Genomic DNA, 14,347 nt, shown 5'->3' on the forward strand with positions numbered 1-14,347 from the left:
CGAAAAAATGGAGAGCCTTTCATGAAGCAGGAGGATCTCCATGCCCCAGACACGCTTTACGAGAGAGTTCCAGGATGAGGCGGTGCGGCTTGCTCTGACCAGCGGCCGCAGCCGGCGTGCGATTGCCGCGGATCTCGGGGTCGGCCTGTCGACCCTGCGCCACTGGATTGATCGCCGGCGCGAGCACCAGATCGATGATCCGCCCGAAGAGCGCCAAGAGGACATGGCGGCCGAGTTGAAGCGACTGCGGCGCGAGAACGAGATCCTGCGCCAGGAGCGGGAGATCCTGAAGAAGGCCACGGCTTTTTTCGCCAAGGAGGGAAGTCGATGAAGTTCCGGTTCATCGATGTGGCGAAAGAGGAGTTCCCCGTCACCCGCCTGTGCCAAGTTCTCGGCGTGAGCCAGAGCGGCTATTTCGCCTGGCGATCGCGTCCGGCGAGTTGCCGTCAGCGGGAGGACCTGGTGCTCTTGGCCCATGTCCGCTCGGCCTTCATCCGCTCGCATGAGACCTACGGCAGTCCCCGCATGACTTGCGAGTTGCAGGATAAGGGCCTGAAGGTCGGTCGCCGTCGGACTGCTCGGCTGATGCGCGAGAACGGGTTGAAAGCCCGGCAGAAGCGGCGGTTCAAGCGCACCACCGACAGCCATCATGGCTTTCCGATCGCGCCCAACCTGCTCGAGCAGGACTTCTCGGCCGAGCGCCCGAACGAGAAGTGGGCGGCCGATATCTCCTATCTGTGGACGAACGAGGGCTGGCTCTATCTGGCCGTCGTCCTCGATCTCTTCGCCCGCCGGGTGGTCGGCTGGGCGGTCAGTGACAGCCTCCACAAGGAACTGGCGCTCGAAGCCCTGCGCAAGGCTCTGGCGATCCGAAGACCTGGTGAGGGGCTGATCCATCATGCGGATCGCGGCAGTCAATATTGTTCGAACGAGTATCAGGCCGCGCTGAAGAAACACGGCATCCAGATCTCAATGTCCGGGAAAGGCAATTGCTTCGACAACGCCGTTGTTGAGACCTTCTTCAAGACCTTGAAATCTGAGCTGGTCTGGCGCACCGTCTTTGAGACCAGAGCCGAGGCCAAGCAGGCGATCGGCCACTACATCGACGGCTTTTACAACCCCGTCCGGCGTCACTCGACACTCGATTATGTCAGTCCGGTTCAGTTCGAAAGGCTGGCCGAATAGCTAGCAAACCGCTCTCCACTTAAGCGAAGCAAATCCATCTCACCCCGGGACCGGACAGGCGGCTGACGAGCCGGCGGATCGCCTCGGGGGTGTTTGGGATCGTGCCGTAGAAGCGCACCTCACCCTTGGGCCCTTCATCCGCAACAGCAACCGCGATAGTGTCCTTGTGCACATCGAGGCCAATGAACTTGATCATCGTCATGGTCAGTCTCCAGGTTTACAGCGTCAGTTGCATCGCTGCTTCGCCCCGGAGTATCGCGCACTTCCGCGCGTGTGACGGTCATAGGGTCTAAGCTAGAACGAACAAAGAACCCCCGTTTTCGCTCATCGGATCATGCGGCGCGTGCCAAGGTCTTCGGCAAGCGCAGGGGACGAAAGCCGTCAACGAGCACAGGCTGCTCGCCCCAGGCGTAGGTGCCGGTGAGATTGATGTGCTCCCAACTCAGAGGTGACACGTGCTTGAGCACCTCAGGCGGGATGATCCGCCCCTGATAGCGGAGATGGTCCACGGCGTGCCCGAGATAGACTGTGTTCCAGTAGATGATCGCGCTGACCACCAAGTTCAATCCTGAGGCACGGAAGGCCTGGCTCTCAAAGGAGCGGTCGCGAAGCTCACCGCGTTCATGGAAGAATACGGCCCGTTTGAGCTTGTGAGCCGCCTCGCCCTTGTTCAAGCCAGCCTGACAACGCCGCCGCAGAGCAGGGTCCGAATACCACTCGATCATGAACAGCGTGCGCTCGAGACGGCCGAGTTCGCGAAGGGCGTGGGCGAGTTGGCTGGGATTGCGAGAGGCGGCCAGCCGCTTGAGGATTGTTGAGGGAGCTACCGTCCGCGTTTGGATCGAGGCCCCCAGATGAAGCAGGTCATCCCAGTACTCGATGATCAGGCTGGTGTTGATCGGCACGCCAATGTGCTCCTGGAGCGCCGGATAGGCATCCGGCTTCTCGAAAGTATGGAGCTTCCGGTCCTTCAGGTTGCGCAGCCGCGGAGCAAACCGCCGGCCTGTCAGGGCAAAGAGACCAAAGACATGGTCGCTGGTGGCGCCCCCTGTATCCGTGAAGTGTTCTTGGATATCGAGCTCCGTCTCATGGTCGAACAGACCATCCAGCACGTAGGGAGCCTCGCTTTCGGTGGCGCTGATTGGCAGGATACTGAAGTAGCCATACTGGTCGGATAAATGGCTGTAGAACTTCGAACCAGGTTCGCTGCCGTAATGCAGATTGATGTCGCTGCGTTGGCCTGCGCGATCGCTGGCCTGGAAGAATTGTCCATCCGACGAGGCTGTAGAGCCATCGCCCCAGAGCAGGGCATGGGGGTGCTGGGCGTGCCTGTCGGTGATGCAAGCCTGCGCCAGCTTGTAGGTCTCAGGCCGGGTATGGAATATCCGCTTCCAAGCGATTTCCCGCGCACTGATGCCTTTCGAAGCCACGGCCATCCGTTTGGCACCGAGGTTGGTGGCGTCAGCTAGAACCCCGGCCAACATAGCTCGAATGTTCTCAGGCGGTTCCTGGGTGCGGATGTGCGTGAAGCGATCGGCAAACCCGGTCCAAGCATGCACCTCCCTCAGGAGATCGGGCACCTCGACCAGCGGGTACATGTCGGCCAGTTCCCATTTCAACTCCTCGGCTGCTGCCGGTACATCGCCGGGAATGGGAGTGACGACGAGCTGCCCAGCCTCGATCCGAACACCTTCGAGCTTGCCGTTGCGAGCGCGATAGGCCAGCTGCTTGAGGTTAAAGTCCAGGGTCTGACGCGCCTCGCTGAGATATGCCACGGCATCACTCTGAACGCTGAGACCGAGTTCATCGGCTGCTTTCAAAGCTGCGAAGGCCGGCTTCGACATGAGTTGTTCGTCCATGGGCCGGAAGGCGCGGCTACCTTCGACCCAGATGTCGCCGGAGCGCAACCGATCCCGAAGGGCCGCCAGGGTCGCGATCTCATACAGACGGCGATCCGGCTTGGCGTCGGCAAAGATCAGCTTGCGGGCTTGGGCGGTGAGGTGGCCGACTGGCGCTCGCTCCGGCAGGGTGCGACGTCCGGCAGCATTCAAGGTCTTGAGTGTCCCGATAGCCGCCAGCAGCGAGTCATGCCGGCGGGACGAGCGGAAGGTAAACATCTCAAGGAAACGCGCAGCATACTTGCGCACGGGGCCGTAGCGCTCCGCAGCCAGCAGAAGCGGATCGGGATCAGCATCCCGCACCATGGCTTCGACTTCGGGTTTGGCCTGCAACAGGCGATGCCATCCGATCTCATCGTCGAGAACATCGATGGCATTCCGGCCTGTATCGTTGGCGACAACGAGGGCTCGCAAGGTGTCGCGGAACAGGCGCAGCGCCTTGGTGGCCTCTTGACGAGTGTCGGCGTATTTCTGCTTGCGGCGCGTGTTGGCTCGCGCGAAGAGCCGGCCGATCAGTTTGATGAACATCGTGACCGACTCGTCGGTCAACCGCTCCACGAGTGTGATCAGTTGCGCGATGATTGTTGCCCGCCGCCGATTGGCGTTGAAGTCGGCCACGAGCCACGCCGGAGCCGCGTCCCCCTCACGGACGATTTGGGTCCAGCGCTCAGGGTGGATCCGCTCACGCCGCTGCGGATCCATGGCCATGGAGCGGACGAAAGCCAGACGATCCATGAGGCCGATCAGATTGTCGGCGCCGGGTGCATCCGGCGCCGTGCGCAGCCAACTGAACCGGGTCTGCTGGATCGCTGGATCAACCGTGAGAATGGCATCAAGGCTGTCGAGCTGATCCAGCGACAATCCTTCCAGCAGGGCAGCCTCGGCCCGCTGGCGGGCAATGGCGCGTCCAGCGATGCCGATCGTTTCGAGTGCGCCGTCCGGCAACAGCAGGGCACCACGTTCGCGGAACGCATTGACGACGGCAGTCGCGATCGGCAGTCCCTGATCTGTCACCCCAGCGGCATTGATCGCCGCTATCAGAGCCGCGCGCCGGTCCTCGCGTGTCGCGGTCCGGACGCCCAGGTATTGCGCCAGACGGCGACTGTGATCGAAGCGGGTGTGATAGCGGCGCGAGTAGAGAGCAAAGGCGCCGGGGTCGACCTCCAACTGCTCGGCCACGTAGGCTACCAGGGCGGCGGGCGGGCTTCCCTCTACCCCAAGGATCCGGCCAGGATAGCGCATGAGGCAGAGCTGGACTGCGTAGCCGAGCTGATTGTGGGACCGCCTTCGGACCTCAGCCTGGAGCCGATCCTGTGGCGACAGAGTGTAGTGCCGAATCAGGCTGGCCTCGTCGTCTGGAATGCCAAGCAGTGCCTCACGCTCCTCCGGGCTCAGAAGCTTCCGACGTGTCATCCTTCATCTCCCGCGCTTGTTGCCCACCGCTTCCGTGGCTTGAAGCAAGGGTGCGGGATCTTTCTGCTCGATACAGCCGCCGCGTAGTCTGTCCACACGTTACGTTCTGAATAGAGTTACCGTGATGGCGCAGCGGAAGTGTCCGATCCTGGTTGGTCAAAAGGGTAGGGGGCCGCGCAGCCTGAACAGAGGGAAGTTCCTGGTCCGTTCTAGCTTAGCGTGTGTTTGGAAGCAGTTCTTGTTCCAACCCCAACTAACGAGCTGGGCCCAGCAACGAAAATTTCATGGAAAAGCCGGATACTCGCCGGACCTTGCATCACGCGACCAGCGCTAAGTGCGACGGCACCCTTCCAGGGCCCAAGACCAGGACAGCATGATCCCACAGGACCCGTTGACCCAATTGCCTGTCGAAGTGGTTTCCACATCCTTCGACCTCTTCCAGATTGCGCTTGGCATCATGATCCTTGTCGTGGTGGTCTTTGTTCACGGTGCCGGCATACGACGAGTTTCGCGCTACTTCTCCGGACGCTGGGTCCATGTGACCACGGAGACGCCCCATTGGCGGGTCAACCTCCTGTTCGGCAGCGTGATCGCGCAACTCGTCATCGTCCATCTGATCGAGGTGATGGTCTGGGCGCTGCCGATCTACTGGCTCAAACTCATTCCCGGGCTCTCAGCCGCGGCCTTTTTTGCAGCCGAGACCTATACGACCCTCGGTGAGGGCGCTGTCCGGCTGCCGCTGAGCTGGCGGCAATTGGGTCCGATCATCGCTGTCTCAGGGCTTTTCACCTTCGGCTGGACGTCGAGCGTGCTCGTCTACATCATGACGCAATTCGGAGCACTCGACACCCACCACGCCGAACGAAAGAAAGCAGCCGAATCCGACCCCAAGTAACTTCAAGCACCGTACAGGGCGGTACGCCCGTCCCGGCCGAGGCCTGTCTGATCAGTGATGGCCTAGCGCGGATGTGGGTGAGATTCTCGCGCTGTATGACGAGAGCGCCTGGGTTCGGTTCGGTTAGCTCGTCCGGGAGTACCGCACCAGCCACTGGGCGGAGCCGCGGATCACCCCCGTCAGCGTCGAAGTGAGACGCCTGCGACGGATCCTCGATGCTGCGCTAGAGTTAGACGCCTAAGTTATTAGTCGGCCTGGGCCAATAGCTGAAGCGCACGGCGTTGGATCGACGGTTGGCACGGTGAGTTCCTCTGGGAGGACCTTATGCTCTTCGTTACGCTTCACGGCGGCAAGCCCCAAACAGACCCACACAGGAACAACGTGCACGCCCACGACAAGGACGGGAATAGGATCACTTCCAGCGTGCTGCGGGACAGCGGAGAGATCCTGCTGGATGAACTTCGCGGCATTCATTTGGTCGGCAAGTACCTCTACGTGGTAAATGGCAATCGAAAAGAAAACAGCGTGCTTTGCTACGAAGGGGCGGGCACGCAGTACAAACTCCTCAGCACGTTTGTTTCGTCGCGAAGTTGCAAAGGAATTGAGCATCCATTCGATATAACGTTTGACGACGCGGGCTACTGCTACGTCTCAAGTCAGGACACTAACATCGTCACCCGCCTGATGATCTCCGCTGACGGCACGAGTGCGACGCCGGCTCCGCAAGCTCCAGCGCTGCTCGCAAGTGGCACGTTCTACCCTGGCACTTTTGTAGCTTCCAGCGTGGGCAACCTGGGTTCGACGACTACGCCGGTGAAGTCTCCGGCTGGGCTGGAATACGCTGGGTCGGGCAAAAACAAGCATTCCGTTCGGGGAGTGGTGTGGGCGAACAACGCACTCCATGTTGCCGATGAGCCCGCTGGCAGAATCAAAGTCTATGACAAGAACGGGAAATTTCTGTGCCAAAGCAATGCCGTGGAGTCGCCCGCCCATATGGTGGTGTGGAAGGGTAGCTTGTACGTCAGCGCCGGCAACGCGGTGCTTACTGCGAAACTGCCCAGTTCTGCGGGTGATTTCACGCTCGCCCCAATCGAAGGAGTGAAGGTGGAAAAAGCGTGCGGAATGGCGTTCACGAAATCAGGGCACTTTTATATCGCTAGCCGCGGCGAGAACATCATCCTGAAGTTTGACTCCGACTTCAAGCCGATGAAATTTGAGTGCAAGCTGGCGGACAATCCGGAATTTCTGCTGCACGTTTAGCAGCGACGCAGCCTGGAGAGCATGAGATTTGATGGGGCAGGTCTGAAGCGCTTGATGACAGACAGCCCCATTGATGGGCAGGTAACCGTGTTGAGATGGCAGGCTCCTAAAACAGATCCGTAGCTGGGTGCCCCACACATCCTTATGCTCTCCAGCCTGTGAGCACTGGCTTCCGCCATCGTCCCTGCGCAGGGATAGATCAATGCATGCGCCGTCGCAGTTCGTTTTTGATATCCACCGTCGCTACCCTGCCGTCTCTCCGCCTCCTCGGGCCCGTCTCGCACACCACGGTTACCACTCAGCAAGACTTCCATCGGGGTGGCGCCACACAGGGTTACGCCAGCGGTGCCGCTCCCTGTTCGCCTCGCGCACAGCCGCCTCGTCAATCTCAACCCCGAGCCCAGGGCCTGTCGGGATGGGCAAAAAGCCATCGGCGGGGGTCAACACATCAGGATTCCTGACAAAGGACAGGAGATCATGCTCGACATTGTAATGAATACCGAGTGACATCTCCTGGATGACGACGTTCGGCGTACAGGCTGCAAGCTGCAGGCATGTCGCCAGGGCCAACGGTCCTAAGGGACAATGCGGTGCGACCGCAACATCGTACGCTTCAGCCATCGCAGCGATCTTGCGGCACTCGAGCAGCCCTCCGGCGTGGCTCAGGTCGGGCTGGATAATATCGACGGCACCCCGCTCCAAGAACAGCTTGAAGTCCCACCGTGAGTAAAGCCGCTCGCCCAGGGCGATCGGAGTTGCGATCATCCTGCCAATCTGTGCCAACCCCTCTGGATTTTCCATGAGCAAGGGCTCTTCGATGAACAGTAAGCCCAGAGGATCAAGGAGTTTGGCGAGTTGTTTGGCCATTGGCTTGTGGACACGACCATGAAAGTCAAGACCAACATCCAAACCTTCCGCCTGCGCCGCGCGAATTCGCTCCACCACATCGGCGAGGATCTTAGGCGTCCCGAGAAAGTCGAGCTCTGCCGTGGCATTCATCTTGACAGCCGAGAAGCCCTGTTCACGTCTCGCACGGGCTGCGGCGGCAATCTCACTTGGGCGGTCGCCGCCGATCCACGCGTAAGCGCGGATTTTCTCGCGCACCTGTCCCCCGAGCATCTCCCAGGCCGGCATCCCGAAAGCCCTGCCCTTCATATCCCACAGGGCCTGCTCAAGGCCCGCGAGCGCCGACATGAGAACAGGACCACCGCGATAAAATCCGCCGCGATAGGCGACCTGCCAGATGTCCTCGATTCGGCGGGCATCGTGGCCGATGAAGCGGTCGCGGAAGCTCTCGAATGCTCCATCGACCGCCTCAGCATGGCCCTCGAGGCTCGCTTCCCCCCAGCCGACAGCCCCGTCGTGGCTTTCAACGCGAACGAACAGCCAGCGCGGTGGGACATGGAAAGTTTCGATTCTGCTCAGCTTCATCAGGCACCTCCAAGGGCGCTCTCGCTCAGGCGTGCAACCACACACTCGAAGAATCTGCAGCCTTCTTCTTCCAAACAATGTGGATCAGCATCGCCTCTGGCAAGGCCAAATGATGCAATGGGCTGAGCTCGCTGACAGCAGCGCAACCTCGGGCGCTGGGAAACGAACAATACGCCAATAGATTATATACCACAAAGGCCGGTCCCCGACCTCTTGACCATCTTGCCGTTCCGCAAGGGGGATGTCGGGCGATCTCCTCGACCCTGGTCTATAGCACATCGAACGGTTCCATGGTGCCATATAGTCGAGATAGATTGCCAAGAGCCGGTCTGTGACGTGCTTTCAACGGCTCAATTCTTAGACGAGTGCTTTAAGGAACAGGACGAGGCAGCGCATGTCCCTGATCCGTACTCCCACGAAAGCGGAGAGTCGTGCCAGAACCTCGCACGCGACTCCATCCTGCTTTGCCAATGGCTGCCTGTCCTTGAGCCTTACGCAGGCCTCTAGTCCTGATGGTGCACCGCTCCAACCGGCTGCCGATCGAGACGGGGCCCCACCGATAACCGCCCCAACGGGACCCGAGCGACACGATCATGCGGTTCCCGCATGCTGAAGGAGAGAGGCCTATGAACAATGTCGTACGCAACCACTCGTCTTCGGCTCGCTCCGATCGCCAGCCAACCAGGCCCCCCCTGTTCCTGTTCGCGACCGGGGTTGAGAACAGCTATCCCACAATCCAGAACGGCCGCGTACGCCGGGACGAGATGGAGGAGTGCGGCCACTATCGCTTGTGGGAGCGGGACTTCGATCTTCTTGACGAGTTGGGCATCCGCTTCCTGCGCTATGGCCCGCCCCTGTACCGGACGTTCCTCGGTCAGGGCCAATACGACTGGGAATTCGCCGACCAGACATTCGCCCGGCTCAAGGAGCGGGACATCGTTCCGATCGTCGACCTATGCCATTTCGGTGTGCCGGACTGGATCGGCACCTTTCAGAACCCGGACTTCCCTGCCCTCTTCGCCGAGTACGCCAGCGCCTTCGCACACCGCTTCCCCTGGGTCCAACTCTACACCCCCGTCAACGAGATGTTCATCTGCGCCACGTTCTCGGCGGCGACCGGGTACTGGAACGAGCAGCTAAAAACCGATCAGGGTTTCGTCACCGCGCTCAAACACATTGTCAGGGCCAACGTGTTGGCTATGTATGCCATTCTGGAGGAGCGGCCCGACGCGATCTTCATCCAGAGCGAATCGTCCGAGTATTTCCACCCCGAGCGCCCGCAAGCGATCAAGCCCGCGGAGATCCAGAATGCACGACGATTTCTCTCCCTCGACCTGAACTACGGCCGTCCGGTCAACTCCGAGATGCACGAGTTCCTGCTCGATAACGGCATGACCCGGGAGGAATATCACTTCTTCCTCGAGGACAACCTGCGCCACCACTGCATCATGGGCAACGACTTCTATCATTCGAATGAGCACCGTGTGGACTCCCACGGCCAGATCCGGCCCGCCGGAGAGGTGTTCGGCTATGACGAGATCACGCGCCAGTATCACGACCGCTATGGCCTGCCGGTCATGCACACCGAGACCAACTTCGATCAGGGCCCAGAGGGCGACGAGGCTATCGACTGGCTCTGGAAGCAATGGGCCAACGTCCTGCGCGTGCGCAACAATCGCGTCCCCATCGTCGGCTTCACCTGGTACTCGCTCACGGACCAGATCGACTGGGACGTTGCCCTTCGCGAGCAGCGAGGCCATGTGAATCCGCGTGGGCTGTTTGATCTCGACCGTAACATCCGGCCTGTCGGGGAAGCGTACAAGAGACTCCTGTTCCAATGGCGCGAGGTATTGCCGACGCAAAGCGTGTGCCTGTTCGTACCGGTCGTATTGCCGAGCGAGTATGACGAACCCATGGCGGTGCGACGGCGCGAGGGATGGCGCCGGTACTATCACCGAGAGATGAGAGCGAAGCCTAGGGCGGGCACTTAGCCAGGAGGCGTCCTATGTGACAACGCGATCCCGCTCCACACGGAGCGTGTCCGAGGCTGGAGAGCATAAGGTTCGGGGGGCAGTTTGATAACGGATCGGCAATACAAGGTCCCCGGCCAGACGAAACAAGGCTGCGGGACACCCTTATTTGCCAAAGCGCACCCCATCCAAACCCGAGCCGCCTGATCCTTCCCCAGCTCCGGAGATTCTGCAGTTCAAGGTCTAGCTGCCCGGAATCAGTCCCATGATCTGGCGGCGGGTTCAGGTCCCGGCCAGCATGACCCTGCGGGAGCTGCACGGTGTCATCCAGGTCGTGATGGGCTGGGGGCATCCACCTGTTCCAGTTCACGCTCCGGGCCAGACGGTTCGGCTCTCTGGAGTTGGCGGCCCCGTCTCCGGATATCCCACTCTCCGGGCTTCGCCTCCGTCTGGGTACCCGCTTTCGCTACGCGTACGATCTCAATGGTCCTTGGGAGCATGAGGTGCGCCTTGAGAGCCGGCATGAGGCTGACCCTCAGAGGACCTATCCCATTTGCCTGGACGGGGATGGATCCTGCCCACCGGAGGACTGCGGCGGGGTGCCCGGTTTTCTGGCCCGGCGTGAGGCCTGGATCGCTCCAGAAGCTGGTTATGATTTCGCTGTCCCGGCCGGTTTCATTGATCAGCTTGCTTTGAAGCGAAGCACAGGCGCTTCCATCGACGCTGAGGAGATCAACGACGTTCAGGAGGCTCTGGAGCGCCTTGAGGTGCTCCGCGAGACCCATCTCATCATGGGAATCCTGCACGACAGCGGCCTCGCGGGCAGTCTCGATCTGGTCGAACTCAACCCATTTCTCGACGAGCGTGGCCGCACGGCCCTGCTCATGGTTGATCTTGTCGCGAGCCCGATGGGATGGCGTGTTCTCGACCGTCCGACCCAGAGCTATCGTTATACGCCCAGAATCGATTGACCCGATCAAGGCTCTGTCGGCCGGTTCCGGCTTATGGCATGATTGAGCTCTGAATTGCCTCGCATTCGTAACATCGGTGATGCTGCATTGATTAGGCTGCGTGGGATGCGCCAAAAGCGTGCTCTTTCTACGCAACAACAGCGAGGGCCGTCATGACCGCTGGAAGACCGAAGGTCGCGATCGTCGGGGCAGGATTCGGCGGGTTGACAGCGGCTCAATCCCTGGCGCGCGTTCCTGTCGATGTGACGATCATCGACAGGCACAACTACCATTATTTCCAGCCTTTACTCTATCAGGTCGCCACGGCCGCCCTGTCACCGGCCGACATCGCTTGGCCGATCCGCGGCATTCTCAGACGCCAGAAGAACACGACGGTGCTCCTGGCGAATGTGACCAGCATCGATGCCGATGCGCGTATTATCCATGCGGGATCGATAAGTGTTCCATATGACTATCTCGTCCTCGCGACAGGCGCCACGCATTCCTATTTCGGACATTCGGAATGGGCTTCCGTCGCCCCGGGACTGAAGCAAATCGAGGATGCGACGGCCATCCGCCGAAAGGTCCTTCTCGCCTTCGAGCGCGCAGAACTGACCGACAATCATGACGAGCAGCGCCGTCTGCTGACCTTCGTGGTCGTGGGCGGCGGCCCCACCGGCGTCGAATTGGCCGGAGCCATAGCCGAAGTGGCTCATCATGCCCTGCCGGCCGAATTCCGGCGGATCGACCCGCATGCCGCCCGGGTGATCCTGATTGAGGCAGGGCCCCGCCTGCTGCCGACATTTCCCGAGGATCTCTCGGCCTATGCCCACAGGGCCCTGGAAAGCATGGGCGTGGAGGTCAGGACCCTGGCGCGGGTGACGGATTGTGACAAGGCCGGGGTCGATCTGGAGGGGACACGGATCCAGGCCGGCACGATCATATGGGCCGCCGGCGTGGTGGCCTCTCCTGCCGCCGAGTGGCTTGGAGCCGAACGGGATCGTGCCGGGCGGGTCAAGGTCGAGCCCGATCTGACGATTCCGGGCAGGCCCGAGATCTTCGTGATCGGCGACACTGCATCAGTGGCCGATGCGACTGGAAGGACAGTGCCCGGGATTGCGCCGGCGGCCAAGCAGATGGGTCGCTATGTGGCCGATGTGATTGCCTCGAATGTCGAGAACAGGACCTCGCCTGGACCTTTCCGGTATCGCCATCAAGGCGACCTTGCCGCCATCGGGCGCAAGGCCGCCGTCGTGAAGCTCAATTCCATTCATCTCACGGGCTTCATCGGCTGGCTGTTCTGGGGCTTCGCGCATATCTACTTCCTGATCGGGCTGCGCAACCGCGCCGTCGTGGCGTTCAGCTGGCTGTGGAATTACCTGACCTATCAGCGGGGAGCGCGCCTCATCATCAATAGCCCCGACACGCAGAGAATGGCCCGGGATGAAAAGATGCGGCCCCTACCCACTTCCGTCGAGGTGAGCCACAGGCCTGGTCGAGATCAGCCCCGTGCCGGCCGGGCCGACTGGCGATAATCGCCGCTGACCTTTCCGAGGAGCAGAACCATGTCCGGCTATTCGCCGCCGCTCCCGCGGTAAGCTCTGCGGTGAATTGCGTCAAAGCCACGGTCGGTTGGTTCGATCGTCCCGGCATCGGGTGCGGTGACGTAGCCGAGATGAGTCAGCTCGGACACCGCCACGATCACCAAGGGGTCCGCCCCGAAATGCGCATCCAGCGTGGCCATGGTGACGCGAGCTCCCGGTCTGCGATGCGTGTCCCGAAAATAATCGAGAATTTCGCATGCCGTCTCGTCCAGTTCCATTTGAGAATCCTCCGATCCTCTCCCTATGCGAATGAACCCTGTTTTGTTTTAACGATCACACTTGGCTCCCGTTTGCCTTGACGGATCAATCATCCGCGCGAAGCTTGAAGAGATCCGGGTATTGCCGCGGCCGCGAGCGAAGGTACTGCGGCGCCGAAATGCGCGGCGGCATGCCAGGGCCAGCGCGGATCGTAGAGAGCAGCGCGGGCAAGGGCGATCAGATCGGCATCGCCCGTGACGAGAATGGACTCCGCCTGCACGTAATCCGTGATGAGGCCCACGGCGATGACGGGCATCCCAACGGATTTCAGCGCGCGGGCGAGCGGCACCTGATAGCTCGGTCCCACGGGGATATTCTGGGCCGGTGTCAGCCCGCCGCTCGAGACATGGATCGCACTGCATCCGCGTGCCTTGAGGGCTCGCGCGAATTCCTCCGTCTCTTCGATCGTCCAACCGCCCTCGGCCCAATCCGTGCCCGAGACGCGCACCGTCACCGGGCGCTCGGCCGGGAACGCGGCGCGAACGGCATCGAAGACCTCGAGCGGGAAGCGCATCGGATTGTCGAGGGAGCCGCCATACCCGTCGTCCCGCTGGTTGGACAACGGAGACAGGAGCTGGTGAAGCAGGTAGCCGTGGGCAAGGTGAATCTGAGCGGCAGCGAGGCCGAGGCGCGCTGCGCGTCTGGCCGCGTCGGCAAAGGCCTTCCGCACCCGTGCAAGACCATCGTGATCGAGAGCCTTGGGCGGCACCTCGCCGGCCACTTGAGGGATCGCCGAGGGAGCCTCCGTCTGCCAGCCGTTGACGTGATCGCGCGAAATCTGCCTTCCGCCCTTCCAGGGAACCTCCGTGGACGCCTTGCGCCCGGCATGGCCCAGCTGAATCGCAATCGGCATATCGGACCAGCGGCGGATGCCGTCGAGGACGCGGCGCATGGCTGCCTCGCACTCGTCCGAATAGAGGCCGACATCCCCGTAGGTTATTCGGCCCTCGGGTGAAACGGCCGTCGCCTCGATGGTCAGGAGCGCAGCGCCCGAGAGCGCGAGCTGGCCCAGATGGATCAGGTGCCAGTCGTTCATGCAACCGTTCTCGGCCGAGTACTGGCACATGGGCGCGATGACGATCCGGTTGGCGAGTTCGAGGTCTCCGACCCGGAAGGGCGTAAACAGCTTCGCGTGCGACATGGACTGCCTCTTCGGTTGCAGATGGGTATCGTCGTCAGGAACTCAGTGGCTCTGAAACGCTCCTCCGGCCGAAAAGGTCTGCTCCCTCGTGGTCCGGATAGATGACCATGACGGAAGAATCATGTCTCAGGTTCAACGACCGGTTTTGCCCAGCCGATCTGTTCGGACTATCATATCGGCCGTTTCTGATTTGCGTTGGAGAATCATCCTAGATCGTAATCTCCCCAGGAACCGCCCGATCTGCGTAACGGCCGGAGCGACCGCTAGCGATGAATGACCACTCCGAAGTCGTGCGCCGGGTCGAACGCCTACGGAATTGACGACACCCACCGCACGAGAGAG

The 14,347-nt window shown here is 61.2% G+C and carries 9 protein-coding genes and 4 pseudogenes; 8 read left to right on the forward strand and 5 right to left on the reverse strand.

Going from position 1 to position 14,347, the window contains the following annotated elements:
- The first annotated feature begins 40 nt into the window (after positions 1-40).
- A protein-coding gene (locus DDF70_RS24645; protein ID WP_425374111.1) for an IS3 family transposase occupies positions 41-1,185 on the forward strand; the annotation gives its coding sequence in 2 pieces (ribosomal slippage) (positions 41-299 and positions 299-1,185; 1,146 coding nt in all).
- 19 nt (positions 1,186-1,204) lie between these two features.
- Here the strand turns inward: DDF70_RS24645 and DDF70_RS24650 are convergent.
- Together DDF70_RS24650 and DDF70_RS24655 are read right to left on the reverse strand one after the other, a co-directional pair.
- Positions 1,205-1,387, reverse strand: a complete 183-nt coding sequence (locus tag DDF70_RS24650; RefSeq protein WP_205772471.1) for a hypothetical protein — start codon at positions 1,385-1,387, stop codon at positions 1,205-1,207.
- Between the two features lie 130 nt (positions 1,388-1,517).
- Positions 1,518-4,496 (reverse strand): Tn3 family transposase, encoded by a 2,979-nt coding sequence (locus DDF70_RS24655; RefSeq protein WP_114947426.1) that lies wholly within the window; start codon positions 4,494-4,496, stop codon positions 1,518-1,520.
- A 373-nt stretch (positions 4,497-4,869) separates the two neighbouring features.
- Here DDF70_RS24655 and DDF70_RS24660 point away from each other — a divergent pair, with 373 nt between their 5' ends.
- The gene (locus tag DDF70_RS24660; protein ID WP_114947427.1) at positions 4,870-5,391 is read left to right on the forward strand and encodes a two pore domain potassium channel family protein; all 522 of its coding nucleotides are present in this window, start codon (positions 4,870-4,872) and stop codon (positions 5,389-5,391) included.
- A gap of 324 nt (positions 5,392-5,715) precedes the next feature.
- Positions 5,716-6,651 (forward strand): NHL repeat-containing protein, encoded by a 936-nt coding sequence (locus tag DDF70_RS24665; RefSeq protein ID WP_114947428.1) that lies wholly within the window; start codon positions 5,716-5,718, stop codon positions 6,649-6,651.
- A gap of 291 nt (positions 6,652-6,942) precedes the next feature.
- On the opposite strand, the gene dgoD is transcribed toward DDF70_RS24665, so the two are convergent.
- Positions 6,943-8,082 (reverse strand): galactonate dehydratase, encoded by a 1,140-nt coding sequence (dgoD, locus tag DDF70_RS24670; RefSeq protein WP_114947429.1) that lies wholly within the window; start codon positions 8,080-8,082, stop codon positions 6,943-6,945.
- A gap of 626 nt (positions 8,083-8,708) precedes the next feature.
- Between dgoD and DDF70_RS24675 the strand changes: the two genes are divergently transcribed.
- The 5 genes and pseudogenes from DDF70_RS24675 to DDF70_RS24690 all read left to right on the forward strand — a co-directional run bounded on the left by DDF70_RS24675 (position 8,709) and on the right by DDF70_RS24690 (position 12,537).
- Positions 8,709-10,073, forward strand: a complete 1,365-nt coding sequence (locus tag DDF70_RS24675; RefSeq protein WP_114947430.1) for a family 1 glycosylhydrolase — start codon at positions 8,709-8,711, stop codon at positions 10,071-10,073.
- A 235-nt stretch (positions 10,074-10,308) separates the two neighbouring features.
- Positions 10,309-10,389: pseudogene (locus tag DDF70_RS39300) on the forward strand (IS1096 element passenger TnpR family protein); the annotation flags it as partial.
- A 19-nt stretch (positions 10,390-10,408) separates the two neighbouring features.
- Positions 10,409-10,672, forward strand: a pseudogene (locus DDF70_RS38815) (plasmid pRiA4b ORF-3 family protein); the annotation flags it as partial.
- Between the two features lie 153 nt (positions 10,673-10,825).
- Positions 10,826-11,023 (forward strand): annotated as a pseudogene (locus DDF70_RS37565) (arginase family protein); the annotation flags it as partial.
- Between the two features lie 152 nt (positions 11,024-11,175).
- Positions 11,176-12,537 (forward strand): NAD(P)/FAD-dependent oxidoreductase, encoded by a 1,362-nt coding sequence (locus DDF70_RS24690; RefSeq protein WP_114947433.1) that lies wholly within the window; start codon positions 11,176-11,178, stop codon positions 12,535-12,537.
- Between the two features lie 38 nt (positions 12,538-12,575).
- Here DDF70_RS24690 and DDF70_RS24695 read toward each other — a convergent pair whose 3' ends face one another.
- Both DDF70_RS24695 and DDF70_RS24700 read right to left on the reverse strand, forming a co-directional pair.
- On the reverse strand, positions 12,576-12,824 hold the full coding sequence (locus DDF70_RS24695; protein ID WP_114947434.1) for a hypothetical protein: 249 nt from the start codon (positions 12,822-12,824) through the stop codon (positions 12,576-12,578).
- An 85-nt stretch (positions 12,825-12,909) separates the two neighbouring features.
- Positions 12,910-14,005: pseudogene (locus DDF70_RS24700) on the reverse strand (NADH:flavin oxidoreductase/NADH oxidase).
- Positions 14,006-14,347 lie beyond the last annotated feature (342 nt).

It is taken from the genome of Microvirga calopogonii (assembly GCF_003347665.1).
GTDB lineage: Bacteria > Pseudomonadota > Alphaproteobacteria > Rhizobiales > Beijerinckiaceae > Microvirga > Microvirga calopogonii.